The organism is Tatumella citrea (genome assembly GCF_002163585.1).
GTDB classification, from domain to species: Bacteria; Pseudomonadota; Gammaproteobacteria; order Enterobacterales; family Enterobacteriaceae; genus Tatumella; species Tatumella citrea.
In genome coordinates, this window is sequence record NZ_CP015579.1 from 1,726,015 (window position 1) to 1,750,814 (window position 24,800).

Here is a 24,800-nt window from a genome sequence, read left to right on the forward strand (position 1 = left end):
CTCCGGACTATTTACGGCGGACAATCACCCCCGGAAAAATGTTGTTGGCGGGAAAATGCAATGTCTCTGATTGAACGTTACGTAATGCTGGGGATCAACCGGCTGGTGATGATTATTGTCGGATTTCTGATCTTTATGTTCGCCAGTTATTCCGCACAGCGCTATCTGACAGATGCGGCAAATGGCACGCTGGCGTTGCAGGTTGTGTTCGATGTCGTCTGCTATAAAGTGCTGATTGCCCTGGAGATGTTACTGCCTGTGGGATTGTATGTCGCCACAGCGGTTTCTCTGGGGCAGTTATATACCGATTCGGAAATTACCGCCATCTTTGCTGCAGGCGCCAGCCCGTTGAGGCTGTATAAGGCGGTGCTGTTTCTGGCGGTGCCACTGGCGATTCTGGTGGCACTGTTGTCACTCTATGGCAGGCCCTGGGCTTACGCCAATATCTACCGCTTGCAGCAACAATCGCTGTCAGCGCTGGATGTGTCCCATCTGCAGGCTAACAAATTTAATGTCAATGGCAGCGGGAGGATGGTACTGGCTAAGCGTATTGAGCCTTCTGCACATCAGCTGGATGATGCATTGATCTATTCCCGTTCAGATAATAAGACCAATCTGTACCGGTCGCACTCGGTGGTAGTCACTAATCCATCGCCGGAGACTCCGACGGTATTGCTAAAAGGCGGCACCGCTTACAGTCTGGACAGGCAGGGCAAAGATGACAATATGCAGAATTACAACAATCTGAATATTGCTCTTAAGCCGGCTGCTGATACCACCGATATTATGCGTAAATCGGCACCGCTCAGTCAGTTAATGCACAACCCGACGCCCGCGAACACCGCAGAACTTCAGTGGCGTGAAAGTCGTGGCATTAATACATTGCTGATGGTGTTGTTGGCTATTCCGCTAAGCCGTACCCGTCCCCGTCAGGGCCGCTATGCCACATTATTACCGTTGACCTTACTGTTTATTGCCATCTTCTATGGCGGTAATGTCAGCCGGACTCTGGTGGCGAATGGCTCACTGCCGGCAATGCCAGGCGGCTGGCTGGTTACCATTCTGATGGCGCTCGGGTTACTGGGTTTTATTGTCAGAGATTTTTCGTTGCTGCGGAAAAAAGCCCGATGAGCATCATTAACCGTTATCTGATTCGAAATTTGCTGGCAGGTTTTGCCGCTGCAGCAGGACTACTGATCCCGCTGTTTACTACCTTCAACCTGATTAATGAACTGGAAGATGTCACTCCGACAGGCTATCACTGGACCCAGGCACTGCTGGTGGTTGTGATGACAATCCCGAGAAGCCTGATTGATCTGGGGCCATTTATTGCGTTATTGGGGGGGATTGTCGGGCTGGGACAGCTTTCCAAAACCCTCGAACTCACGGCTATTCGTGGTGCCGGGGTTTCAGTACGAAATATTGCGCTGGTCATTCTTGGGGCTGGCTTGTGTGCAGCCCTGTTATCCGGCGCTTTTGATCAATGGGTGGCATCTCCTCTGCAGCAACGGGCTCAGGAAATCAAAAGTACCGCCCAGGCACAGGGCGGAGAGGGTGAAAACTCAGGTAACAATCTGTGGGCCAGAAATAATAACGAGTTTATTACTGTCAGATATCTGAATTCTGATAATCAGCCGGTGGATATCGAGATTTTTGATTACAACCCCGATCTGACCCTGCATTCCTATATTTATGCGCAGACTGCCACTATCGGTAGCAAGGGAATCTGGACATTACATAATGTCACCGAAAAGCAGTGGGATAACGGCTCGGAAACGGTAAATAATTCCGATGAACTGCAATGGAAATCTATTTTTACCGATGTCCGTCTGAAAGACCTGACCCAGCCGTCTGACAGCTTCTCCGTGAGTCAGTTGCGTCACTATATCCGCTATTTACAGAATACCGGACAACCGGACAATGAGTTCCGGATTGCTTTATGGAAAAAGGCGGGGCAGCCGCTATTGATCATTGCAATGATATTGCTGGCTGTTCCCTTTACCTTCAGTGCCCCTCGTTCCACCGGGGCCGGGGCCAGGCTGGCCCTGGGCGTAATTGTGGGTCTGCTCACCTATATTGTTTATCAGATAATCCTGAACCTTGGATTATTGCTGTCGTTTAATCCCGCACTGACGGCAGTGGGACCCCCGTTGTTAATATTGATAGCCGCGCTGGTATTGGTTTCGCGCTTTGATAAACAGCAGCAATCGAGTTAGTATTCGTATCTGCCACCCTCATGGGTGGCAGGCTGATTTCTGATATCACGTCCTTTTCCCGCAGTTTTATTCCCTGACAGTGCTGTTCTCACGATCATTCTTCAGTCACAACAATTTTCTGTTACCTGCCACAGAGGGTCTGGTTTCGTCTCTGTGACACCCCACCAGGGCCAGAATGATTACTGCCAGAATTACAATATTAAACATTTCTTCAATCCCTGATTCATTGACAGTTGTATAAATGATACCTAGATTATATAGGTATTAGTTATAATTTTACTGCAGACATGGCCAGTAACGCTACCCTGAACAGGCTGGTGAACACCGTGATGAAAGAGTGAGTGGGTATGGAAAATACAAACGATCAGCGGCCAGAGTCCGAACAGAAGGTGAGTTTTTTAAAGTTTCTTAATATCAGACCCGAAGAATGGCGACCATTGTTGTGGTGTATTGCCTACATTTTTTTCCTGTTGTGTGCCTATTACATACTACGGCCGGTAAGAGATACTTTGGGTATTGAAGGCGGGGTGCATAATTTGCAATGGCTGTTCACTGCCACGCTTATTTGCATGCTGGTTCTGAATTTACCCTTTTCGGCATTATCTCAGTCAATACCACGACAACGACTTATCCCGATTACCTATCGTTTTTTTCTGTCTAACTTGCTTATCTTCGCCGGATTAATGGCGTGGTTGCCGTCAGGTGAACGGGTCTGGGTGGGGCGGGTATTTTTTGTCTGGGTATCAGTATTTAATTTGTATGTGGTGTCGGTGTTCTGGGTATTAGTTGCGGACATTTTCAGTACAGAACGAGCCAGACGCTTATTTGCTTTGATGGCAGCAGGAGCCACTGCAGGTGCTATAGGTGGTTCGTTGCTAACCACTGTATTTGCCCGGTTACTCAACACGACAGGATTGATTCTTTTTTCAGCTATTTTGCTGGAGTGCGCCGTGTTCTGTGTCGGTCGCCTGATACGCCACTCAGCTGGACTCAGTGGGTTTTCCGAATCGCATTCTACACACGAGGTTGAGGAGGATAAGCCACTGGGTGGCAGTGTGTTCTCCGGAATTACCCATACCTTCCGCTCTGCCTATTTACGTAATATTTGTCTGTATATGTTGTTGTTTTCAGTAACTTCTACGCTGTTGTATTTCCGTCAGGCTGAACTTGTCAGACACGCCTTTAGCAGCGAAGACTCACGCACGACTTTTTTCGCCACCACTGATTTAGCCGTAAATATCCTGACACTGATCACTCAGGTGTTTATTACCAGCCGGTTGTTAAACCGCTATGGCATTGCGTTGGTATTGTGCTTTTTGCCTGTTCTGACTATTGCCGGGTTTATGGCACTTTCAGTCTGGCCGGCTTTGTGGACGGTTATGTTGTTTAGCATACTTCGTCGTGCGGGTAATTTTGCTTTAGCCCGGCCCGCCCGTGAGGTGTTGTTTACTGTACTGCAACGAGAAGATAAGTATAAGGCTAAAAGTTTTATTGATACTGCAGTATACCGGGCCGGTGATCAGGTTGGCGCCTGGAGCTGGGCAGCGATGGGGGCGGTAGGCCTGGCTGCGGGCATGCTGGCCTGGGTAGCGGTTCCGCTGTCGGTTATATGGTGGATTAACAGTGTCTGGCTAGGCCGCAGGCAACGTTTTATGAGAGAGTTTAACCAATCAGCAATTGAGAGCAAAAAATCATGAAAAAAGTGACGATTAATGGTCAGTCTGTTGCACCATTAGGCATGGGGAGCTGGCACCTGGGGCAGGGGCGGCATAGCCAGGCGGAAGAAATCGATGCACTACGTACCGGAGTGTCGCTGGGAATGGACGTGATTGATACCGCCGAAATGTATGGTGGTGGGCGTTCTGAGAGTTTAATTGGTCAGGCCTTGCGAGGTATCAGGGACCAGGTATTTCTGGTCTCGAAAATTTATCCATGGAATGCTAACCGGCTTTTGATGGAGCGCAGTTGTAATAACAGCCTTAAGCGATTACAAACTGATTCACTCGATCTTTACCTGCTGCACTGGCGCACGGGTAGTATTCTGAGTGAAGCTGTTGAAGGGTTCGAAAAACTGAGAGCCGAAGGGAAAATCAAAGCCTGGGGGGTTTCTAACTTTGATACCAGCGATATGGAAGATCTGATAGCGGTGGAAAATGGCAAGAACTGCGTTACAAATCAGGTATTTTATAACGTTGCCAGCCGGGGAATAGAGTTTGACCTGGTACCCTGGTGCAACCAGCACAATATACCTGTCATGGCGTATTCACCACTGGGCGGCAGTGGGGCACATCTAATGGCACACCCTGTGATTACGCAGATTGCTGCAAAACGTCAAACCAGCCCTGCAACAGTGCTTTTGGCATGGTCTGTTCGTAACGGAAAAACAATTGCTATTCCTGAGTCTGGAGAAGCGGCACATATCCGGCAAAATGCTGAGGTATTTTCGTTTACTTTGCAGCCAGAGGATCTTCAGGCGATAGATCACGCCTTTCCTCCCCCAACAGAAAAGGTGTCCTTAGAAACGCGCTAGGATTAAGCTGACCTGCCGGCTTCAGTCATTTGTGGCGACTTTCTGCCATAGCTGACACATTATTTTGCTACGTTTTCTAATGTAAATGAAACGTCCTGCCAGCACGAAAGTCGCCGCAACTTCGAAACTGGCATAGATAATTGAAGTGTGGACAGTGAAGCAGCAGTCCCGGAGCAGGGCGAGTGCCAAAAACAGTGAGGTTATATGGCTGGCAATCATCGGTGTACATAGCCAGTGGTAGAGTTTACTGCCATTCAGGCCTTTAATCTGAATCCAGAGTAGTGCACCCCAGGTAACTGCACCTGAAATGCAGGCAAAAAGCACAGCCAGTCCTTCCTTGCTGGCAGACAGGCAATTGATGACTGCCAGTCCGATAGCGACCATAATGGATAGATCGATAAACAGGGAGTTACGCAGCTTACGAGTCATCAGGATTGCAGCAAAATCGGCAGCCAGAAACTGCGGGGAACCAAACTCCCTGGTGAGCTGCCTTGCGGTGTTATCACTGTCCGGGGCAGTTGAACAGGCAAGGGCATCATAAAAATGATTGCCAATCTCATCACAGATTTCAGCCGCGTATTTACGTTCAAATCGAAGCTCATAGGAGAGAGAGTCGAGGTAGTTACGCACAGCTTCCGGAAGATCGGTCATTTCAGACATAGTCATGTTCTCTGCAGCAGGGTTGATACAGCGCTTGAATAGTGTGACCAGGCGTTACGTTGTCTGGTTAGCTGTTGGCTTCCTGCGGGGGTCAACTGATAAACTTTACGCTTCCGGCCTGTCGTCGGAATCTCCCATTCAGATTGAATGGACCCTTTCATTTCCATGCGGTGCAGTAACGGGTAAACGGTACCTTCCTGAAAAGAAAGAACCCCGCCGCTGAGTTGTCGAATCAGTTCTATCAGAGAATAGCCATGGCAAGGACCTCGCTCAAGTGCGGCAAGGATCACCATTTCGACATGGCTTTTAAGGTTATCGTCGGGACTGGATCTCATTGTAATTCTCTGTTACTGCCTGGTTATATAAAACAGACTATAGCATCTTGACATGCAGAAGTCTTATGCCTAGTTTATCTAGGTATAAATTGTCAGCCTAAACAAAAAAGCAGGGGATCATCAATGGGCCAGTTTTCCCGCAGAAGCTTTATTCAAATGTTCGGTTTGCTTGGTATCTCATTACCGTTTGCCCCGATAGCATTCGCAGATGACCACAGCACCCCGGCGCTGAAAATTATTACTCACTGGTATTTAACGCCGGACGACTGGGTACCCAATAATTCGCAGCACCCTGTGATTAAATTCGCTATGGCTGAAGGTATTTCAGCTGACTCTGGCGCAATGACAGCTATGCTTAAACAGGCAGGGTGGGTGACTCAATGGCAGGCACCGCTCTATTCCTATCAGCATTTTCACAGCACCAGCCATGTGTTGCTGACTGTATTGAAAGGGCGGGGCAGAATGCAACTGGGAGGCGACAGGGGAGAGATTGTGTCATTGCAAACAGGTGATATCTATTTTCTGCCGGCAGGGACCGGTCAGCGTTTGATGAACAGCAGTGGTAACTTTGAAGTACTGGCAGCCTATCCTGAAGGACAGTGCTGGGATATTTGTCGCAGTACTCTTTCACAAACTGCGTTAAAACGCCTTTCGCAGATACCGCTACCCTCTGGTAGTTCAACTGTGTTCGTTCAGCTGCCAGTCTGACGGATAATTTCAGCATAAACTATTTCCCGGGAGGGATATTATGAGTCAGCCAGACAAACTTATTATTGCGAAATTTATTGCAAACCCCGGCCAGGCGGAAGCGTTGTTTAAGGTGATCAGTGCCTGTGTAAAACCTAGTCGTGACGAGGAAGGCAACCAGCATTATGATCTTTACCGTAGTACTGAAGATAACGACATCTTTCTCATTCATGAACAATGGAAAGGGGATGAGGCAATAGAGTTTCATTTTAAGCAGCCACACTTTTTGCGGTTAATTGCAGACAGCAAGCCGTTGCTGAAATCTGAACCACAAATCCAGTCTGTCACTCTGTCTTAATGTGTATGCTCACATTTATAATATTCAGGAGATCTTTCGTGAAGCGCTCAATATCATGGTTTATTTGTGGAGGGTTACTGGCTATTTCTTCAGTAGCTGCTGCTGCTCCTTTTCAACTGACGTCAGACAACTTTAAAAATGGCGGGAATGCACCACTGAATATGGGCGGAGGAGGCCAGTGCCCCGGCTCCAACATTTCACCACAACTTAGCTGGCACAATGCCCCTGCTGGAACCAAAAGCTTTGTGTTGATGATTGAAGATCCGCAGGGTGCAAACGGATTAGGCGTAATGCACTTTATTGGTTATGGGATTGAAGCTTCACGCCACCAGTTTGCGAGTGGAGAACTGGCTGATTCAGCCCTCTATACTGCGGGAATTAATCTCAAAGGTGTGCTGGGATACTCTGGTCCCTGCCCGCCAAAAAATGCAGATATACACAACTATAATTTCACTGTTGTTGCAACCAATCTTGATGTTCATGCGTTGCCAAAAGGTCTGGATAAAAACAGTCTGGTTGCAAAACTCAAAGGACACGCTTTGGGCTCTGCAGGCATCGTCGCACAATACAATCTGAATACAAAATAACGAGGGGGGATTATGCCTGAAGTAGTGGTTAACCTTGCGGAAGGCCGGACGCCTGAGCAAAAAGAGCAACTGATGCAAGGAATTTATCAGGTCGTCAGGCAGACACTAGGTGTTGCTGATGAATTTATCGTCGTTTCATTGGTGGAAGTGCCTAAGCAGCACAAAACCCGTGGCGGTATCCCTTATGATAAGCTGTAACTGCAGGGTATTAAAATGATTATATTAATTACGGGCGCGACAGCCGGGTTTGGTCGTGAAACGGCACTACGTTTTGCCAGGCAGGGTCACAAAGTGATTGCTACCGGCCGGCGCCAGAATAAGCTGGATGAGCTGAAACAGGTTGAAGGCGGAGAGAATATTAGCTGTTTCTGTTTTGATGTGTCTAAGGCAGACGAAGTCGGGAAATTTGTCGATGAATTACCGGCAGAATTGCAGGCGGTTGATATCCTGGTAAATAATGCCGGTCTGGCTCTCGGTCTGGACCCTGCCCAGCAAGCAAAACTCAGCGACTGGGAGACGATGGTTGATACTAATATTAAAGGGTTAATGTATCTGACCCATGCCATTCTGCCGGGAATGGTCTCCCGTAACCGTGGTCATATCATAAACCTTGGTTCAACAGCGGGTAGCTGGCCTTATAAAGGGGGTAATGTCTATGGTGCCACTAAGGCGTTTGTCCGGCAGTTTAGTTTAAATCTGCGTACCGATTTAAACGGTACCGCAGTAAGGGTTACTAACATTGAACCCGGACTGGTAGGAGGAACGGAGTTCTCTAGTGTCAGGTTTAATCACGACGCAGGTAAAGTTGGTCAGACATATGATGGCACCGAGCCATTAACGGCAGAAGATGTAACCGAAGCAATATGGTGGGTGGCGAACCTGCCAGCGCATGTCAACATTAATACGCTGGAAATGATGCCAGTCTGCCAGACTTATGGCGGGTTAACGGTTAATAAACAAAAAGCCTGATTAGCGGAAAGTAAAAAACCACTCTGTGGACAGAGTGGTTTCCTGTTCAGCAATATTTATCGCTATTATTTCTGACTGGTATTAAGACTGGCACGGACCTTAGCCACATCTGCTGCTGATACTGGTGGCGCATTATTTCCCCAGCCGCTGCGGACAAAACTGGCGAGCTCAGCAATTTGCTGATCATTGAGCCGTTGCTCAAATCCGGGCATAAACTGTACTGACGGTGCATTTGCCGTAGAAGGGGTCTGCGCACCTTTAAGCATCACCGATATCAGCCCTGTCGGGTTATCAGCAAGCACTATACTGGCCCCATTCAGACGTGGGAAAATCTTTTTAGCTCCTCCGCCATCGGTCAGGTGACATGCTTCACAGTTGTTCAGGTAAAGCATCTGACCAGAGTTGAGATTTTTGCCGAGCGTCAGAGTATCCACCGTTTTCTGAGTGTCATTCTGCAGATCGGGTTTCACATTATGCTGCTGTTTAGTACTGGCAGGTAATGATTTAAGGTACAGAGCAATGGCATGTAAATCGGCCTGGTTCATATGTTGCATGCTGTGTTGCACCACGCCCGTCATTTCACCACCGACACTGGCGAAGTCATTGCGCCCTGTAGACAGGTATTCTGCAATATCATTCACAGACCATCCGTCAGGATTTCTCAACGAAGGCACTGTCCAGTCATTAAGCATGCCGCTAGACAGAAAGCGACTATCACTGTCGTTCAACGCTTTTTCCTGCATCCCGATACCTCGTGGAGTATGACAACTGCTACAGTGACCTAAAGTATCGACCAGATATCTGCCCCGGCTTAATGCCTGAGCATCAGCACTGTCTGACTGAGTTGTTGGAGCTGGTGGATAGCTGTTTCCGGACGCGAAGGCAATATTCCAGAATTTCATTCCCCACCGCAGGCTGAACGGGAAAGTCAGGGAGGTTTGTGGTGCTTTTACACTCACCGGGGCTACACCGTGCATAAAGTACACATACAGGGCATGAATGTCTTTATCGGTAATACCGCTATAGTCAGGATAAGGCATTGCCGGGTACAGATTACTGCCATCCCGACGGACTCCTTTACGAACCGCCTCTGCAAACTGTTGTTCGGTGTAACTGCCGATTCCGGCATTTTTATCCGGAGTGATATTAGTTGAGTAAATGACTCCCATCGGACTCCTGATAGCCAGACCACCGGCAAAGGGTTTGCCGCCAGCTTCAGTATGGCAGGCTGTACAGTCTCCGGCGCGAGCCAGGTATGCACCTTGTTTTATCAGGTCTGCACTATCATTGCTGTCAGCATAAGCCTGCTTCAGCCCGATAACGCCAATAACTGACATTATGGCAAGAGGCAGAAGTTTCACAAAAATTGTTTTCATCTTCTCTGCCTTATGCCTGAACCAGCGGACCGGGGTTATTTAGATACGTTTCACGAATGGCCTTAGCTGACCAGTAAGTCAGCCCTGCAACCAATGCTGTCGGATTAGCATAGACATTTTGTGGAAACACACAGGCACCCATGACAAATACGTTATGCACATCCCAGCTTTGCAAATAGCGATTTACGACTGAGGTTTTCGGGTTATCTCCCATGATTGCACCACCTGCATTATGGGTATTAGCATAAGCCGGAGAACTGGCAAAATGGCTATCCATTTTTAGCATTCCAACGGAATAATGGTCTGGTTTTAGATGTTCAGCGATACCAACCATTTTCTCGCGCATAAATTGCAGCATGCGTAAATCATTTTGCACATAGTCATAAGTGACGCGTAGCAAAGGCATACCGAATTTATCTTTATAGTTAGGATCCAGATCAAGATAATTGGTCTGAGTGGCCATATTGGAGCCTTCCAGCTTAATGGCCATTGAATGTCCGTAGCTTTGTTTCAGGCCTTTCTTCCAGCGACTTCCCCACTTAGCGGCGGAATCAATCACCGGCGCGCCCATCGGGGTTCCCGTCGGCTGCGAACTATAGATTTTGGCACCACCGATAAAACCAAGGTCTGCAGTATTGATGTTTCCGGTACCAAAATCGGTAATAACGACTCCGGTCGGTCCTGCAGTTGCAAATGGATTAAATTCAAGTTGATTAAAGTAAAGCGTGATACCACCACCATACTGGTGGGTATAGTTACGTCCAACCACCCCTTCTTCGGTCACTGGATTGTACGGCTGACCAATTTTAGAATTTAGCAGCAAACGTACGTTGTTCAGCCCAAAACTGGCCAGAATGACGATTTTTGCTGGCTGAAAAACTTCATTATCGTTTTCATCGATATAGGTTACCCCTGTTGCAGTTTTGCCATCTGCATGTTTTTCTACACGGATAACGTTGGCATGAGTTTTGTAGTCAAAATTATCATACTGCTTCAGGCGATCCAGAATTGCCGTCTGAGGTGAGGCCTTTGAGTAATTAAGGCAGGAATAAAACTGACAGTAACCACAGTAGTTACAAGGAGCAATCTGCTGGCCATAGGGGTTAGTGAATGCCTGAGAAACGGCAGCGGAAGGGATTGAATAGGGATGATATCCCATTTCAGTGGCCGCCTGGCGAAACATACTGCTATTCAGTGTATCGATCAGTGGTGGATTTGGAAATGGACTGGAGCGAGGACCTTCAAAAGGGTCACCCCCTGGCAGGATTTGGCCGCGGACATTGCCTGCCTGACCTGATGATCCGCAAACCTGATCAAAAAAGTCCATATGAGGTTCAATCTCAGACCAACTTACCGGAAAGTCATAAATCCTCAGTTCTTTATCCAGCTGAGATTTTTCAAATTTTTCTCGGGCATAGGTTGCCAGTTTCAGGTCAACCGGAGTTGGCCGGGTAATCATGGCTGTCCAGTGTAAACCTGCGCCTCCGACACCATCTCCAAGCCTAAAAGAACCCAGTTCTCGCATTGGCAACGCAACTTCATTCAGATTATGTCGTGTGGTGAATGCGGCAACCGCCGGGCTTTGCATTATTTTGTGGCGCTTGGTGTAAGCCAGTTCATCTGCCGGAACCGGGTATGCAAATTCGGCGCTGGTACGATCGGCCCCACGCTCAAGTGCTCGTATCTTTAATCCTGTCCTGGCTAACTCAATACCCTGAATAGCACCGGTCCAACCCAGACCGACGATGACCACATCAACAGGTTCATTGGTAATTTTCATTATTTTTCTGCTTAAAAAAGATAATTAAGAGGATTGGGCAACATCACCATTCAAAGCTACCGGTCCTAATGGATATTTGACGTTGTGAATTTTTATCCATGTAGGGAAACTGGCGCGGGCACCAGGGAAGTTGATCATTACCCAGGCTGCCATGCCTTTATTTCCACCATATTTAGGATCAGACAGATAACCTTCTTTGGTATTTTCCAGCAACCGGGTAAAGAAATATGAGGCTGATAAGTCAGGCTCTGAAAACTCTGAGAAAGTGATCTTATTTTCTTCCAGTGCTGATAAGACAGCATCCTGCTGTGCCGCAGTTAATGCTGCAAAATCCTGATTGAAATGGAGGCGGGTATAGCTGTTGGTGGCTTTAATTCCTCTTTGATACATAACCTGCAATGGAAAAGGTAACTGGTAGCCAAATAATGTGCTGGCATGCGCATTAAAAGGGCCTTCCATATACCAGTCCTCACCTTTCCCGTAAGGTGTTAGCATCTGTTTATCAATAAAAACAGGTACATGTGTTTCAAGTGCGCCAGGCCCTTCCTCATCCTGTGGGATGAGACGATCGCAGGCAGCCATGATGAATTGCCACTCTTCGGGTTTAAAAAAAACGGGCTGATAACTGTTAAGTTCATCCAGTGGGGAGGTGACAGCTGCAAAAACACTACTTACACCACACTTCATGCCTAATGAAGCAATACCAATCAGAGATCCGATAATAAACGGACGCCTCCCGATACCACTTTGTTTCATTATGTATTACCTATACATGTGTTTTATATTTATCAATTGGCAGGGGTTGGTTAACCTGTTTTTTTGATGGTTCTTTGGTCACAAATTATTCTGTCGGCACTACTGATGAATACGAATACACCGGGGTTTGACAGTACTGAGCACAGAGGGGGAATGTTTATAATTTCAACCCAATGTTGTTTTTTTGTGAGCTTTTATGATATTTCAGGTTGTTATTGTCCTTCAATATGGATTTTTTATATAAATAAATGATATAATCAAATCTGGCACATCAGATAGCATTCTGTACCAAAAAATACAAAAGGATCACCGGGTTAAATTAATGGTCAGCCACAGGCTCATTAATTGACTTAGTAGAGTAATTAGCATGTTTTTTTCGGATGAACTGATTAAAATCATGTTACGGCTGTCGGAAAGTAGCGTTGTTGCTGAACAGAGGTTGTATGGAGTTAAACCAGCTAAGATGTTTTATTGCAGTAGCGGAAGAATTGCATTTCGGGAAAGCTGCTGCAAAAATGAATATGATGCCGGCGTCTTTTGGTCGGTTTATTAAGCTGTTGGAAAAAGAGTTCGGCCAGAGGTTACTTAATCGCTCAACCCGGAATGTTTCGCTGACACAGAACGGAATTATCTTTCTTGAAGAGGCAATTAAAATAGTCTCATTGGCAGATCAGCTAACTCTTCGGTTTAAAACTATCGGGAACAATATAAACCACCCGATGCGTATCGGCGCTATTGACAGTGCAGCTGCAGGGTTGTTACCAAATATTCTAAATATTTACAGGAAATTTCACCCTGATCTGGATATCCATTTACAGGAAGATAAAAGTATTAATCTTATTCCCCGGCTTAAATCAGGCTGGTTGGATATTATATTTGTCAGGCCACCGGAACGGTATGATTCAGCAATAGAATTCAGGCATCTTACCTTCGAAAACTTTGTCCTGGCGGTTCCGGTATCTCATCCGCTGGCCACCAGAGAATCAGTCACTGTTGATGAAATTGCTCAGCAGTCACTTATCCTGCCTGAAAGGAGGTTACGGCCTCATAGCCATGATTTGTCAATGAGTATTTTCCGTAGTGCTGGTTATCAGCCGCGAATATCCCAGTACGCAGACGAGAAATATACGATTGTTAACCTGGTTTCTGCCGGATTAGGGATAGCCGTTGTGCCCGCTTATCTCAGGCAACAGCACTTCCCTGGCGTCACCTACATCAGATTAGAGCTATCCCAAAATATCGTAGGTTTGCCACTGAGCGTGGCATGGATGAAAGGGAATGAAGATTATAATCTTAACGATTTTTTGCAATTGCTGGAAGAACATATCCAGTCACTGATAAAAGATTTGTAGCTGCAGGGTTCACGACCCTGCAGCTACAGGCTTAGCGACGTAACCTGGTAATAAGCCCCAGGCCCACCACACAACAGGCAGCACCCACCGCAAACACCGAAGAGTAACCCAGCTGAGTCGCCAGGACCCCGGTCAGCGGTCCGGTTGCCGCATATGAGACATCCTGAAACGCGGCGAAAGTCCCCATTGCGGTCCCTCTGACCTGTGGTTCGACACGTTTTACCACTTCGACCCCTAATGCCGGGAAGATCAGCGAACAACCGAAACCAGTCAGTGCTGTTCCTGCCAGCGCCAGTGCAGGTTGCGAGGCAAAAAAGATTAACAACAGACCCAGCGTTTCAATCACAAACGAAACCAGCGCCACCGGTAATCCACCCATTTTATCTGGCAGGTGACCAAAGAAAATTCGCATACAGACAAAGGCACCGCCAAAACAGGTGAGTGCCAGCCCGGCATGCGGCCAGCCCTGAGAGGTAAAGAGCAGCGAAACAAAAGTACCGATCACCGCAAACCCGACGCCCTGCAAAAATAGCGCAATGCCCAGTGGCCAGATATGACCGAGCATTTTCCACATTGATACCGGTTGTCCGTGATGCGGGGCGACCCCCGGAATCCGCAGATTATTCAGTAACCCCAGCAGCGGTAAAATAATCACCGATGCCCCGAGCGCCAGAAAGCCCCAATGCTGGCTGATGGCCATACCCAGAGGTGCACCAACTGCCAGTGCTCCGTACATCGCCATACCGGCCAGTGACATGACTTTTCCGGATTGTTGCTTGCTGACCAGACCCAGCCCCCAGGTCAGGTGACCGGTAATCAGCTGACTCTCACCAAACCCGAGTACCAGTCGCCCGGCCACCAGAATCCCGAATTTAACCATGTTATCCACCGGTAGCAGGTCGGCAATGATATAAGTGGCTCCGGCCAGAATGCAGGCACTGATTCCCTGGAGATTAGAACGTTTTCCTCCGCGGCTGTCGGCCAGACGACCGGCATACGCACGGGTCAACACGGTCGCCAGAAACTGAATGCCTACTGCAATACCAACCATGGTATTACTCAGACCAAGCTGGTGGTGGACATACAGCGGGACCACCGGTAACGGCAGCCCGACACACAGATATGAGAGAAACAGTGAAACAGAAATAGGTAACAAATGGCGGCTGCTGGCAGTCGTTGGCGGAAGAGTGGTAGTTTCAGATGACATTACATTACTCACTGTGCCGGGGAGGCACTACAGGTACGCGACATTCTTCCACCGAAAAATCTCTGTGGAAGCCGTGCGTTGGGTAACGTTAACGCTTACGCGTAACGGAAAGACCGTTACGTATACAAGAAGACTAGCCGGGCAACACCATTTGCCAAACTGATTAATTGCAAGAAAATGCAACAATTCAGCCAGTATCGCTGTCAGCGATGCGCCGCCTGACAGAAACGCAGCAGCGCATCACCGGGGCTGAAACATATTATCCGGCGGAAACGTCCGCAGGATTTGCAGCGCGGAAGAGTCGGGAGCAGAGCAGCACCAAACCAGCCGCCATCAGCAGGCTAACCAGACCCGCGCAAAATACTGCCAGTGAAAACCCGCTGGCATAGGCGTGACGTGTCAGAGTCACCAGCCCGTCGTGATCAGTTATTACCGGACGGGAACTCACGCTGATGTTCAGAGGCTGCTGATAAATGGGGGGAGCGGTCAGCAGGTGCCTGGCATGTAAACTCATCACACTGCCGAGTAATGCAATGCCGAGAGTCATTCCTGCCTGACGTACCGCATTCATGGTTGCAGATGCCATTCCGGCCCGGGGGGCATCGGCACTCCGCATTACCAGCCCACTGACTGCAGGGATAGCCACGCCCATACCGGCTCCCAGAATCATCAGCCACAGGGCCATGCTGCTGTAATGACTGTCAGCCTGTAACAGTGACAGCAGTAATAAACCTGCGCCCGTCAGAATAAAACCGCTGATCGCCAGCGATTCACTACGAAACCAGGCAGAAATTCGGCTAAATAGCGATGAAGCGAGCGCCATTGCAATAAACTGAGGAGCCATTTTCCAGCCGGTATCATAGGCAGTCTGTCCCTGAGCCTGTTGCAGAAACAGAGAAACTAAAAAAATGCTGCTGTAGGTGGAAAACCCGAGAACTGCCGATGCCAGGGTATAACCCGAGAAATGAATATTACGGAACAGACTGAGTGGTAGCAGGGGGCGGGCAACCCGCTGTTCAGTCCAAATCAGGGCGACAAACATCAGCGCAGACAACAGTAATGAGCCACAGGCCGCAATGCTTAACCAGCCATATTCGCCAGCCACAATCAGTCCGTAGGTCAGGCTTCCCAGGCCCAAAATGCTCAGTAATTGTCCCAGCGGGTCAAGTGCAGCATGCTCCGGATGTGAGTCTTCCTGTAAACCCCAGGCACCCAGCAACAGAGCAATTATCCCCAGCGGAAGGTTGATCACAAAGATCGACGGCCATCCTGAGCTGTTGACCAGCCAGCCGCCGAGTAGTGGTCCCAGAGCCAGTGAAACAGCACTGACGGAGGACCAAATTCCAATCACCTTTAACCGGGCTTTCTGTTCAGGAAACGCATGCGCCAGCAATGTCAGTGCCCCCGGAATCACTGCCGCCCCGGCAATGCCCTGTATCACCCGACCTGTCAGCAGAACCGGCAATGAACCGGACAGAGCACAGACCGCAGACCCAATGGTAAACAATGCAATACCTGCCATCCAGATACGTTTACGTCCGTAACGGTCCCCCAGTGGGCCGGAGGAGAGGATCAGTGCGGACAGACATAACGCATAAGCATCGACCACCCACTGTAATCCCGCCATGTTGGTGTTCAGAGAGGACTGCATTGTATCGAGTGCTACATTGACAATACTGATATCCAGTGAAGCCATAAAAGTGCCGAGGCAAACGGCAATCACCAGCGCCGGACGCTGAAACTGTTGCATAACGGATGACCTGATTATCAAAAGTTAGTGAGAATGATTATCAACATAGATTATGACTGACCGTCGGTCAATGGAATTTTAACTGTGGAGTGAAAGCAGGGCGGCTGGTCAATCTCTGTAACATCCGCTACGATGACCGCGAACTGCTTGTCCCGGGAAGATGACATGAAAAACACCGCATTACCTGAACACCCTCAGCCCAGAACTAAGCCCGCCGAGGTCCGGCTGGATGAGCTGATGGATGCGGCACAACAGTTATTTGTCAGTAAAGGATTTGAAGCCACCACAGTGAGTGACATTGTGCGTGATGCAGGCGTTGCCAAAGGCACCTTTTATCACTATTTTGCCTCGAAGAACGAAATGCTGGATGCGTTACGTGAACGTTTTACCCGCCAGTTTATTGCCACGATCCAGCAGGCCGTGGATAGCTGCGCGGCCGGAGACAGTATCGGACGGCTGCGGGCCTGGTGCCATGCGGGAGTTGCTGCCTATCTGCAAGGAATGGATCTGCACGACATGTTGTATCACGACCACCATTATCATACCCGTGGTAACCGGGATCGCGATGCCGTGCTCAGTCAGATTCTGGCAATCCTTAGCGCCGGGCAGGAGGCGGGAAGCTGGAAATCTGATGACCTGCAACTGACCGCCATACTGATGTATCACGGTATGCATGGTGCGGTGGATAATATTGTGGTGAGTGACCCGTTACAAGCAGAACGACTGGGTGAAGCGCTGACACGTCAGTTTATGCAGTTGCTCAGTTGCCAGCCGGACCAGGCCATTAATGTGTCTGTCAGTTAGTGCCAGCGGGCCAACCGGTGTTCTGACGGCTAACTTATAAGGTAATAATCTCCAGCATTATGCCCTGTTGCTGCCATTGTCCGGCCTGCCGGGCCATGCTCTGAGTCGGTGCACCGTGGGTGACCAGTAGCCAGCGTCGTGCGGAGATCACCTCCGGCGCCAGCATATCCGGTATCCCCGGCAGTACATCCAGCCGACAACCCCCGCCGCTGCGTTTTAGCGCTTCCAGCCATATTTCACAGGAGTCGGCCAGTTGCCAGCCACAGATCAGATAATTCTCGCCACGGCTCTTGCGGTCTTTATCCAGACAGAACGTGGTATAACCGATGATAATTCCATCAAGAATTTCGCGCAGCATCATCATTGCCGGGAGCCGGGCTGAAAATTTACTGCGCAACGGGCGCAATAGTTCAGTGACCAGTTCTGAACGTGGATAATCCCGCCCCGCAGCAAAAATTTGCTGACGCAATGCATCGGTTTTGCCCGCTTTCAGCAGTTCCAGCAAATTCTCCTGTAACTGTAACCAGTTATTGGACTGGCCGTGTTCCGGCCGCTCAAGCAACGGTCTGACCTGGCTAACCGGTACCCCTTTTCTTATCCAGTCGAGAATTTTCAGCGCCAGCTCAACATCGTCATCACTGTACAGACGATGGCCTCCTTCGGTGCGCTGCGGAGTTAACAGCCCGTAACGCCGCTGCCAGGCACGCAGAGTCGTCGCATTGATACCGCAACGTTTAGAAAATTCACCAATCGGATAAGCCATGCCATACGCCTGAAATTTAAAGTGACGCTAATATACTACGTCTGTATCCGACGGAGGAAATGCAACTCAGGGTTATTCAGGAAACAGGCAGCAGATAAGTGTATTTTTAGGGGATAAGCGGAAAATAACGGTGAGCCGGGGGGAATGGTTGCAGAGTATTATGAACCCGCCTGGTTTGTTATAAATTCCGGGGCGCAGAGCGGGTTCGGGCGATTTACAGCCTTGCAGGATAATCAGCCTGCTGATAATGCAAAGTGATTTTTCATCACGGCAGCAATATCCTGCTCATCAATCTGCTGTTTTTCAGAACCTTCGGCGGTAATGGTTTTTAGGGTATTACCCAGTAAAATCAGCCGCTGTGAAAGGTTATGCATCATGATTAATCGCTTCTGTACGAAAATGGTCTCCGGATGGGTGGAGTTCAGATAATTCGCGGGCAAAAAATCAATCCATTCTGTCGGGGACAGATCAAAACTGTACTGGTTCGCCCATACTCCTTCCGCCTTTGCCTGTAACAGATAAACTCCCTGATCATCCCTGGTTAGCCTGAAGGTATCGAAGTCCTGACTAATTTCGCAGTCAGTCATATCCAGTGCCAGTGGGGCCCGGATACCGTAGCTGCCAAATCCAAGGTCACACAGCCACTGGCGACCTTCGGTTTCCGCAACCAGCGCCATATGAGTTTTAGGACGACGGGCAGGGTAGAACATCGGCCGTGCGGCCACAAACTGGTAACGGATACCTGTTGCCTGTAATGCCATGGCGAACAGTCCGTTCAGTTCATAACAATATCCGCCGCGACGTTGATAGAGAAGTTTTTCGGTGATCTCTTCCGGAACCAGTGACACTATTTTACCGGCCTGTACATCCAGATTTTCAAACGGAATGGCAAACAGTTGATGGCGCATCAGTGCATGCAGGGTCGCGGTATCCGCAGCGGCCGGGCCGGTGTAGTGAATACGTCGAAAATAAGCTGAAAGATCAAAGTTATTGCTATGCATAATGCCTCCTTATCTGGTTGATGTTCATCACTATAGATGGCTCTACAGATTGGCTGTATAGTCAGATTTATCGAAAATTAACCTGTACAGATGGTTATGTCAGTTGTGACTCATTTACCTCCGCAGTATCGCCGGATTGCGGATATGTTGCGCCAGACGTTGTCCTCGGGTGCTTTAAGGGCCGGAGACCGGATGATCTCTGCCCGTAAACTGGCGGAGCGCGAACAGGTCAGCCTGCCGACAGCGCTGGAAGCGCTGCGTTGTCTGGAAGCCGACGGGCTTATCGAAGCCCGGCCTCGTTCCGGTTACTTTGTCAGCCAGCAGAGTCCTCGCACCCAACTTACTCAGACGCGGCATTCTGACGGCCCTGTGCCGGTAACACTTTCGGCGGTGGCCCGCTCGCTGTTCAGCAGTTCTGAAGCGCGGCTGGTGCCTTTAGGTGCAGCACTGCCTGATCCTGACTGGTTGCCGACAGACCTGCTACAGCGAGCGTTGCAATCAGCATCAAGACGACTGGAAGCCCACGGGCAGAGCTACAGCCTGCCTCCGGGCCGTGCCGATCTGCGCAACAGGATTGCCGTGCGTGCGGCGCAGTGGGGGGCGAGCTTTAGCGCTGATGAAGTGATTATTACCGCCGGGGCAACTCAGGGACTGCGGCTGGCCCTGAGAGCCGTTTGTCAGCCCGGAGATGTGGTAGCTGTTGAGCAACCCGCCTATTTTGGCAGTTTGCTATTGCTGGAGGATTTGGGGCTGCAGGCTTTGCAAATCCCGACGGATCCGGAACAGGGGATGCTGCCGGAAGCGCTAACCGGGGCGATTCAGCGCTACCGCCCTGCGGCAATACTGATTTCACCCTGCGTACAAAACCCGCTGGGGGCCAGTATGCCACTAGCTCATAAGCAACAACTGGTGGCAGTGGCTGAAAGTGCCGGTATTCCACTGATAGAAGATGATGTCTATGGTGATCTGGCCGGTGAAGGGCAACGACCTCCGGCCTGTAAGGCATTCGACCACTCCGGTAATGTCATTTATTGCAGCTCGCTATCAAAAACTCTCGCTCCGGGCTGGCGCATCGGCTGGATTGTCGCCGGCCGTTATTTTGACCGGGTATTACAGGCGCGAATGGCCGGTGACTGGGCTGGGATACCACTGCTGGAAGCTGCTACCAGTGATATTCTTGGCAGTGGCGACTATGAACGACACCTGAAACGTCTTAAACAACGGATCCATAAGGGGATTCAGGCGGTAATCCGTCAGATCAAAACCAGTTTCCCGCCAGCTACGCGGATGAATATACCCACCGCTGGCTTCCTGTTATGGGTAGAACTGCCGTCGCAGGTCAGTGCACTGGAAGTTCACCGTCAGGCACTGCTGCTGGGCATCGGCGTTAGCCCCGGCCCGCTGTTTTCGCCCGGGGCTGAATTGCATAACTATCTGAGACTCAATTGTGCCAATGAACCGACACCGCAATTACTGGAAGCCGTAGCTCAGATTGGTGAAATCTGCTGCCAACTGGCAGCATTGACACCAGAAAGTCGCTAACCGGTGAAGTAGTTTATTAAAAAGACCACAGCCGAAGTAACACAGAGGATAACCAGATGCAGCAAATTGATTTTTATATGATAGATGCTTTTACTTCCGCGACCTTTGGCGGCAATCCGGCTGCGGTTTGCCCGCTTGACCAATGGCTGCCCGATGAACTGATGCTGAAGATGGCAAAACAACACAACCAGTCAGAGACAGCATTTTTTGTCGCCAGTGACGATGGTTTTGAACTGCGCTGGTTTACTACTCAGAGTGAAATCAACCTTTGCGGGCATGCCACTCTGGCGGCGGCACATGTGATTTTCGAATATCTGAATTACCCCCACGACACTATTAACTTTGCCACGCGGTTTGTCGGCCCGCTGAAGGTGACCCGTGATAATTCGTGGCTGACTCTGGATTTCCCGGCTTGGCTCAGTGAACCGGTACAGCCACCGGCACTACTGACAGAGTGCTTAGGCATCACCGGTTATCAGGAAGTGCGGGCAGCGCGGGACTATATGGTAGTGCTGGAAAATCAGCAGCAAGTGGAAGCTATCCGCCCGGATATTTTTGCCATGAAACCGCTGGGGAAAATGGTCTGCGTTACAGCCCCGGGAGACGGTGAATATGATTTTGTCAGCCGTTTCTTTTGCCCGGGCGAAGGCGTACCGGAAGACCCGGTCACTGGTTCCGCCCACAGTATGCTTATTCCGTTCTGGGCCGAAAAACTGGGTAAAACAAAACTACTGGCTTATCAGAAATCAGAACGCGGAGGTGAGCTTCGTTGTCAGCTTAGCGGCGACCGTGTACTGATCGGCGGTCAGGCAAAAACCTATCTGGTAGGGAAGGTGTGGCTGGAGTGAGGGGAGAGGGAATGGCGGTGGTAACCAGCCGCGATATTTATACAGGGAAGGGCCCACAGCTAATGTTAAAACTAAGCTTTTGCATAGTTACACTTGTTATTAGTAATATTCTTATCAGTTATTATTAGATAAGCGTGTATTTTTTATGTTCTCAGATGAAAAGGAGGCAATACAAGATGGAATTGATAAAATACATAATTGGTATTCCACTATTTTCGACACTTATTATTAGCATCATTGGACCCCTTGTAAAAAAGTATGCCCAGTTTCAACGCTGGGACTTTTTTTCACGCTCATCTTCTGAGCAGATTAAAGCAGTCAAATGGATCAAAGAAACTACCGCGTCGACGCCCGATTTGTTAGCCAGGGTTGAGCAACAGCTAAGGCTACAATCGTTCGGTTTACACAGAGATTTTTATTTTTCATTTAAAATAATTTGCTTTCAATCAGTTCACCCGCAATCATTAATACCATTCCTGAAAACAGTGTTACGTTATCAGGGCTTGTACAGACTAGCCGACGGGAATATATACCCTCGTAGGAATAATGGTTGGTTTATCACCATGTTATCGGTTTTTTTGTTTTTCTTCACAGGCTCTGAAATATACAGAGGATATGTACAGCATAATATTATAAAATTCTGGATGTCGTTGAGTCTCTTCATATTTGCTTTCATGGCCTGTTTTTGGATGGCTTTCCGCGTCTGGGAGATATACTATATAAGCAAAAAACTCAATACCTATGTTCCACCCTCTAACGAGTTTAAATCTAAATCAGATGACTTCTGTACCATACTCAATAATACATACCCGTAGTTGGAATATATGCGAAAGAATATAGTGGCGGGATTAAAACGTTATAATATGAGAGGGTCTGTTATCTTCTTTTACGAGCTTAACAAACCACAAACAACCAGGGGACAAACTAGCTTTTGAAGATTATTTTGATGCGTCACGGAAAACCGGCATTAACCGGTGCAAAAACAATCTCTGTATCAGCGATGACGGAATGGATAAAACAGTACGATCTTTCAGATACTGGTGATGATAAGCCTACGGAATCCTGCCGGCAAAGGGTGAACAGGCCACTAAAGATTTTTAGCAGTCCGTTACCCCGGGCGCTTTCCTCTGTCGCTGCGTTAAAACTGGTACCTGAAATAACAGATGAACTGTTCAGGGAGGCTGAGTTACCCGTTTTTCATGTCCCAATGCTTAGATTATCTCCCTTCCAGTGGGCGGCACTCTTCCGTGTGCTCTGGCTTTGTGGCTTATCTCCGAAGACTGAATCATTGGCTATGGCAAAGTTGCGTGCACGGCAGGCTGCTAAGTTGCTGATGCAATCTGCGGCAGAGCACAACCAGTCAGTGCTGCTGGCAGGGCACGGTATTATCAACCGGTTGATTGCCAGAGAGCTGATATCACAAGGCTGGACTGAGAGTTCCCGGCCAGCTAAAGGCTACTGGGGTGTGGGAATTTTTGAGTCTCCTGCAGACAAGTAGCTGACCATACTTTGTTGATCTGCTGGCATTATTTACCCAGCGAACTGTTTAAGTCAGTTATTCCCGCGATACGGTGCCTGCATAGTTGAGTTATTACTACCTGCTGTAAGGAAGCTACTGATGAAAATAACAGAGTTATCGATTGAAGACTGTCTGGATCTCCGGCATCAGGTTTTATGGCCAGATTTACCCCGCGATGAAAGTCGGGTTGCAGGCGATGAAACTGCCCGCCATTTAGGCATCATCAGAGATGGCATCGTGATTAGCTGCCTGTCGGTTTTCCCGGACGGTAAAGATCGGGTGCAAATCAGAAAGTTTGCCACCAGACAGGCACTGCAGGGCCAGGGGATTGGAACGCTGCTATTGACCGGGGTGTTAAGCATGTTGCAGCAGGAAGGTGTGGATCAGGTATTTCTTGATGCCCGACAGACTGCGCTGTCTTTCTATCTTCGTGCAGGCTTTATCACCGAAGGCTCACCCTTTATCCGTAAAGGACTGATGTATATCCGGATGATCAATCAGCTGCAGGGCACCGCAGCGTCGGTTTGACCGGGTGTGAAAAAAACCGGTATGCGCTAACCGCCCGGAGAACGGTAAGCGGGTTAAAGGTTCGTTCAAGCTTTTCGGCAAAAAAACTCAGGTTTATAGCCGGGGAACAATATTTTAGATTCAGGACACCCTTATTATTCTCCTTATTCTGTGGGACCAAAATTCGGCGTGATAAATATCATATTCAGTGCCTTTGACGCTGTTCAAGTCACTGGCACGAACTGTATTTATATCTGAATTTTTCAAGGGTCGGGCTGTGTTTAAAAATAATCATCCCCTCGGATATATTTAAATAATCCGGGTTAGGGGATTAAAATTCTGGCTGTTAAATAACAAAATTGTCAGGAGTTTTGATGGCTGGCTACTCCTGCATAGAGGTTTAGTTCATTAATAATGCTCTCTGGTTCTTTGCTGAAGGGCATATTATCTATATCTAAAATTCCGTCATTTTTGTCAGGACTGTCACTCTGCAGGGCCGAAAACAGTGGGGTAAGGTCCTGTTGTGCTTCACCGCGGATTGCTATCAGCTCAAAGGTTTTATTTTTTGCCGCATCGTTACTCAGAGCATCAACCAGCACCCGGGCGATTTGCTGTCGTGATATCACTCCATCTTCCGGTGTGCCGGTATGGCGTTTGTCTCCCTGGAGCATAACGATTTTCTGCTCATCCTGATTGTTGTAATCGAACCAGCCAGGCCTGACGATGGTATAAGGCAGACCACTTGCACGGACCAGACGTTCGGCACGTCTTTTCCAGTCATGGACTTCAGTGTTTTGGTTCCAGGAACTGAGCCGTTCTGTCACGCCAATGGTGGTCATGAGGCTGATGCGAACAGAACTGTCTCTGAAAATTCGTAAAATGTTTCGTACACCACCGTAATCTATCGCTCTGGCACCAATACGACCCTGACCATCGGAACCCAGAGTGAAAATAACGGCATCAATATCTTTCGGTAAACCAGTGAGTGTTTCCAGCATTGAAACATCCCCGTGGAAAATATCAGTTCCACGAGGGAGTAATTTTATTTTTCGCCGATTTCTTACCAGGGCCATCGGCTGGTGTCCCATTTCAGTCGCAATTCTCACGACATGAAGGCCAATGCTTCCTGTCGCTCCGGCAATGAGTATTTTCATAAAAAACCTTTAGATGGTCTGAACTTATTTCTAAAAAATAAGAATATCAATTAACATTATTATGAGTAATAGGGATAAAATAATTGTGCCTATTAACGC

25 protein-coding genes are annotated in these 24,800 nt (G+C 48.7%); 15 read left to right on the forward strand and 10 right to left on the reverse strand.

Translation table 11 applies throughout. The features are described 5' to 3' along the window. Positions 1-108 precede the first annotated feature (108 nt). The 4 genes from lptF (at position 109) to A7K98_RS08230 (ending at position 4,746) form a co-directional block, all read left to right on the forward strand. Positions 109-1,131 carry an LPS export ABC transporter permease LptF gene (gene lptF, locus A7K98_RS08215; RefSeq protein WP_407703109.1) on the forward strand — a complete coding sequence of 341 codons (1,023 nt, stop codon included), beginning with the start codon at positions 109-111 and terminating at the stop codon, positions 1,129-1,131. Further along, positions 1,128-2,216, forward strand: coding sequence for an LPS export ABC transporter permease LptG (lptG, locus tag A7K98_RS08220; RefSeq protein WP_087488110.1), 1,089 nt, complete (start codon positions 1,128-1,130; stop codon positions 2,214-2,216). Before lptF ends, lptG begins: the two co-directional genes overlap by 4 nt. A 347-nt stretch (positions 2,217-2,563) precedes the next feature. After that, a complete protein-coding gene (locus tag A7K98_RS08225; RefSeq protein WP_087488111.1) occupies positions 2,564-3,913 on the forward strand; it encodes an NTP/NDP exchange transporter in 1,350 nt (449 codons plus the stop codon). Further along, positions 3,910-4,746: an aldo/keto reductase gene (locus A7K98_RS08230; RefSeq protein ID WP_087488112.1), complete on the forward strand. Its 837-nt coding sequence runs from the start codon at positions 3,910-3,912 to the stop codon at positions 4,744-4,746. The genes A7K98_RS08225 and A7K98_RS08230 overlap by 4 nt, the downstream gene beginning before the upstream one ends. 21 nt (positions 4,747-4,767) lie before the next feature. Here the strand turns inward: A7K98_RS08230 and A7K98_RS08235 are convergent, their stop codons facing one another. Both A7K98_RS08235 and A7K98_RS08240 read right to left on the reverse strand, forming a co-directional pair. Beyond that, positions 4,768-5,406, reverse strand: a complete 639-nt coding sequence (locus A7K98_RS08235; protein WP_087488113.1) for a hypothetical protein — start codon at positions 5,404-5,406, stop codon at positions 4,768-4,770. Positions 5,407-5,408: 2 nt separating this feature from the next. Then, positions 5,409-5,741, reverse strand: coding sequence for a PadR family transcriptional regulator (locus tag A7K98_RS08240; RefSeq protein ID WP_087488114.1), 333 nt, complete (start codon positions 5,739-5,741; stop codon positions 5,409-5,411). A 123-nt stretch (positions 5,742-5,864) separates the two neighbouring features. Here A7K98_RS08240 and A7K98_RS08245 point away from each other — a divergent pair, with 123 nt between their 5' ends. Genes A7K98_RS08245 through ydfG form a run of 5 tightly spaced genes read left to right on the forward strand, consistent with a single transcriptional unit; the run spans position 5,865 to position 8,342 of the window. Continuing rightward, positions 5,865-6,449, forward strand: a complete 585-nt coding sequence (locus A7K98_RS08245) for a cupin domain-containing protein (protein WP_087488115.1) — start codon at positions 5,865-5,867, stop codon at positions 6,447-6,449. A 40-nt stretch (positions 6,450-6,489) separates the two neighbouring features. Continuing rightward, complete coding sequence (locus A7K98_RS08250) at positions 6,490-6,786, forward strand: putative quinol monooxygenase (protein WP_087488116.1); 297 nt, start codon at positions 6,490-6,492, stop codon at positions 6,784-6,786. Positions 6,787-6,824: 38 nt separating this feature from the next. Continuing rightward, positions 6,825-7,373, forward strand: coding sequence for a YbhB/YbcL family Raf kinase inhibitor-like protein (locus A7K98_RS08255; RefSeq protein ID WP_232461608.1), 549 nt, complete (start codon positions 6,825-6,827; stop codon positions 7,371-7,373). 12 nt (positions 7,374-7,385) lie between these two features. After that, entirely contained in the window at positions 7,386-7,571 is a 186-nt protein-coding gene (locus tag A7K98_RS08260) for a tautomerase family protein (protein WP_087488118.1), read from the forward strand. Positions 7,572-7,586: 15 nt separating this feature from the next. Further along, positions 7,587-8,342, forward strand: a complete 756-nt coding sequence (ydfG, locus tag A7K98_RS08265) for a bifunctional NADP-dependent 3-hydroxy acid dehydrogenase/3-hydroxypropionate dehydrogenase YdfG (RefSeq protein WP_087488119.1) — start codon at positions 7,587-7,589, stop codon at positions 8,340-8,342. Between the two features lie 65 nt (positions 8,343-8,407). Here the strand turns inward: ydfG and A7K98_RS08270 are convergent, their stop codons facing one another. From A7K98_RS08270 to A7K98_RS08280, 3 genes are read right to left on the reverse strand one after another with little or no spacing between them, the layout of a single operon-like run. Then, positions 8,408-9,718, reverse strand: a complete 1,311-nt coding sequence (locus A7K98_RS08270; RefSeq protein ID WP_087488120.1) for a c-type cytochrome — start codon at positions 9,716-9,718, stop codon at positions 8,408-8,410. A gap of 10 nt (positions 9,719-9,728) precedes the next feature. Beyond that, positions 9,729-11,498: a GMC family oxidoreductase gene (locus A7K98_RS08275; RefSeq protein WP_087488121.1), complete on the reverse strand. Its 1,770-nt coding sequence runs from the start codon at positions 11,496-11,498 to the stop codon at positions 9,729-9,731. Positions 11,499-11,522: 24 nt separating this feature from the next. Further along, the gene (locus A7K98_RS08280) at positions 11,523-12,254 is read right to left on the reverse strand and encodes a gluconate 2-dehydrogenase subunit 3 family protein (protein WP_087488122.1); all 732 of its coding nucleotides are present in this window, start codon (positions 12,252-12,254) and stop codon (positions 11,523-11,525) included. 443 nt (positions 12,255-12,697) lie between these two features. Between A7K98_RS08280 and A7K98_RS08285 the strand changes: the two genes are divergently transcribed. After that, positions 12,698-13,606, forward strand: a complete 909-nt coding sequence (locus A7K98_RS08285) for a LysR family transcriptional regulator (RefSeq protein ID WP_087488123.1) — start codon at positions 12,698-12,700, stop codon at positions 13,604-13,606. 31 nt (positions 13,607-13,637) lie between these two features. Here the strand turns inward: A7K98_RS08285 and A7K98_RS08290 are convergent, their stop codons facing one another. Together A7K98_RS08290 and A7K98_RS08295 are read right to left on the reverse strand one after the other, a co-directional pair. Next, a complete protein-coding gene (locus tag A7K98_RS08290) occupies positions 13,638-14,813 on the reverse strand; it encodes an MFS transporter (protein WP_087488124.1) in 1,176 nt (391 codons plus the stop codon). 259 nt (positions 14,814-15,072) lie between these two features. Then, positions 15,073-16,563, reverse strand: coding sequence for an MFS transporter (locus A7K98_RS08295; protein ID WP_087488125.1), 1,491 nt, complete (start codon positions 16,561-16,563; stop codon positions 15,073-15,075). A gap of 165 nt (positions 16,564-16,728) precedes the next feature. Between A7K98_RS08295 and A7K98_RS08300 the strand changes: the two genes are divergently transcribed. Further along, complete coding sequence (locus A7K98_RS08300) at positions 16,729-17,367, forward strand: TetR/AcrR family transcriptional regulator (RefSeq protein ID WP_087488126.1); 639 nt, start codon at positions 16,729-16,731, stop codon at positions 17,365-17,367. Between the two features lie 34 nt (positions 17,368-17,401). Here the strand turns inward: A7K98_RS08300 and A7K98_RS08305 are convergent, their stop codons facing one another. Together A7K98_RS08305 and A7K98_RS08310 are read right to left on the reverse strand one after the other, a co-directional pair. Then, entirely contained in the window at positions 17,402-18,130 is a 729-nt protein-coding gene (locus A7K98_RS08305) for a MerR family transcriptional regulator (RefSeq protein ID WP_087488127.1), read from the reverse strand. A gap of 233 nt (positions 18,131-18,363) precedes the next feature. Then, on the reverse strand, positions 18,364-19,131 hold the full coding sequence (locus A7K98_RS08310; RefSeq protein WP_087488128.1) for an arylamine N-acetyltransferase family protein: 768 nt from the start codon (positions 19,129-19,131) through the stop codon (positions 18,364-18,366). A 90-nt stretch (positions 19,132-19,221) separates the two neighbouring features. Between A7K98_RS08310 and A7K98_RS08315 the strand changes: the two genes are divergently transcribed. The 4 genes from A7K98_RS08315 to A7K98_RS08335 all read left to right on the forward strand — a co-directional run bounded on the left by A7K98_RS08315 (position 19,222) and on the right by A7K98_RS08335 (position 23,568). Beyond that, entirely contained in the window at positions 19,222-20,673 is a 1,452-nt protein-coding gene (locus tag A7K98_RS08315) for an aminotransferase-like domain-containing protein (protein ID WP_240004751.1), read from the forward strand. Between the two features lie 56 nt (positions 20,674-20,729). Further along, entirely contained in the window at positions 20,730-21,521 is a 792-nt protein-coding gene (locus A7K98_RS08320; RefSeq protein ID WP_087488130.1) for a PhzF family phenazine biosynthesis protein, read from the forward strand. Positions 21,522-22,452: 931 nt separating this feature from the next. Then, complete coding sequence (locus A7K98_RS08330; RefSeq protein ID WP_232461609.1) at positions 22,453-23,019, forward strand: histidine phosphatase family protein; 567 nt, start codon at positions 22,453-22,455, stop codon at positions 23,017-23,019. A 120-nt stretch (positions 23,020-23,139) separates the two neighbouring features. Continuing rightward, positions 23,140-23,568, forward strand: a complete 429-nt coding sequence (locus tag A7K98_RS08335; protein ID WP_087488133.1) for a GNAT family N-acetyltransferase — start codon at positions 23,140-23,142, stop codon at positions 23,566-23,568. Positions 23,569-23,909: 341 nt separating this feature from the next. On the opposite strand, the gene A7K98_RS08340 is transcribed toward A7K98_RS08335, so the two are convergent. Continuing rightward, positions 23,910-24,701: an SDR family oxidoreductase gene (locus A7K98_RS08340; RefSeq protein WP_087488134.1), complete on the reverse strand. Its 792-nt coding sequence runs from the start codon at positions 24,699-24,701 to the stop codon at positions 23,910-23,912. Positions 24,702-24,800: the final 99 nt, after the last annotated feature.

Excerpts from the sequence above, each read along its gene's own strand:
- A7K98_RS08320 (WP_087488130.1), top strand. The coding sequence starts at position 20,730 with ATGCAGCAAATTGATTTTTATATGATAGATGCTTTTACTTCCGCGACC.
- A7K98_RS08275 (WP_087488121.1), bottom strand. The coding sequence starts at position 11,498 with ATGAAAATTACCAATGAACCTGTTGATGTGGTCATCGTCGGTCTGGGT.
- A7K98_RS08235 (WP_087488113.1), bottom strand. The coding sequence starts at position 5,406 with ATGTCTGAAATGACCGATCTTCCGGAAGCTGTGCGTAACTACCTCGAC.
- A7K98_RS08230 (WP_087488112.1), top strand. The coding sequence starts at position 3,910 with ATGAAAAAAGTGACGATTAATGGTCAGTCTGTTGCACCATTAGGCATG.
- ydfG (WP_087488119.1), top strand. The coding sequence starts at position 7,587 with ATGATTATATTAATTACGGGCGCGACAGCCGGGTTTGGTCGTGAAACG.
- A7K98_RS08260 (WP_087488118.1), top strand. The coding sequence starts at position 7,386 with ATGCCTGAAGTAGTGGTTAACCTTGCGGAAGGCCGGACGCCTGAGCAA.
- A7K98_RS08340 (WP_087488134.1), bottom strand. The coding sequence starts at position 24,701 with ATGAAAATACTCATTGCCGGAGCGACAGGAAGCATTGGCCTTCATGTC.
- A7K98_RS08270 (WP_087488120.1), bottom strand. The coding sequence starts at position 9,718 with ATGAAAACAATTTTTGTGAAACTTCTGCCTCTTGCCATAATGTCAGTT.
- A7K98_RS08295 (WP_087488125.1), bottom strand. The coding sequence starts at position 16,563 with ATGCAACAGTTTCAGCGTCCGGCGCTGGTGATTGCCGTTTGCCTCGGC.
- A7K98_RS08315 (WP_240004751.1), top strand. The coding sequence starts at position 19,222 with ATGGTTATGTCAGTTGTGACTCATTTACCTCCGCAGTATCGCCGGATT.
- A7K98_RS08245 (WP_087488115.1), top strand. The coding sequence starts at position 5,865 with ATGGGCCAGTTTTCCCGCAGAAGCTTTATTCAAATGTTCGGTTTGCTT.
- A7K98_RS08285 (WP_087488123.1), top strand. The coding sequence starts at position 12,698 with ATGGAGTTAAACCAGCTAAGATGTTTTATTGCAGTAGCGGAAGAATTG.
- A7K98_RS08335 (WP_087488133.1), top strand. The coding sequence starts at position 23,140 with ATGAAAATAACAGAGTTATCGATTGAAGACTGTCTGGATCTCCGGCAT.
- lptG (WP_087488110.1), top strand. The coding sequence starts at position 1,128 with ATGAGCATCATTAACCGTTATCTGATTCGAAATTTGCTGGCAGGTTTT.
- A7K98_RS08300 (WP_087488126.1), top strand. The coding sequence starts at position 16,729 with ATGAAAAACACCGCATTACCTGAACACCCTCAGCCCAGAACTAAGCCC.
- A7K98_RS08290 (WP_087488124.1), bottom strand. The coding sequence starts at position 14,813 with ATGTCATCTGAAACTACCACTCTTCCGCCAACGACTGCCAGCAGCCGC.
- A7K98_RS08225 (WP_087488111.1), top strand. The coding sequence starts at position 2,564 with ATGGAAAATACAAACGATCAGCGGCCAGAGTCCGAACAGAAGGTGAGT.
- lptF (WP_407703109.1), top strand. The coding sequence starts at position 109 with ATGATTATTGTCGGATTTCTGATCTTTATGTTCGCCAGTTATTCCGCA.
- A7K98_RS08310 (WP_087488128.1), bottom strand. The coding sequence starts at position 19,131 with ATGCATAGCAATAACTTTGATCTTTCAGCTTATTTTCGACGTATTCAC.
- A7K98_RS08250 (WP_087488116.1), top strand. The coding sequence starts at position 6,490 with ATGAGTCAGCCAGACAAACTTATTATTGCGAAATTTATTGCAAACCCC.
- A7K98_RS08280 (WP_087488122.1), bottom strand. The coding sequence starts at position 12,254 with ATGAAACAAAGTGGTATCGGGAGGCGTCCGTTTATTATCGGATCTCTG.
- A7K98_RS08305 (WP_087488127.1), bottom strand. The coding sequence starts at position 18,130 with ATGGCTTATCCGATTGGTGAATTTTCTAAACGTTGCGGTATCAATGCG.
- A7K98_RS08240 (WP_087488114.1), bottom strand. The coding sequence starts at position 5,741 with ATGAGATCCAGTCCCGACGATAACCTTAAAAGCCATGTCGAAATGGTG.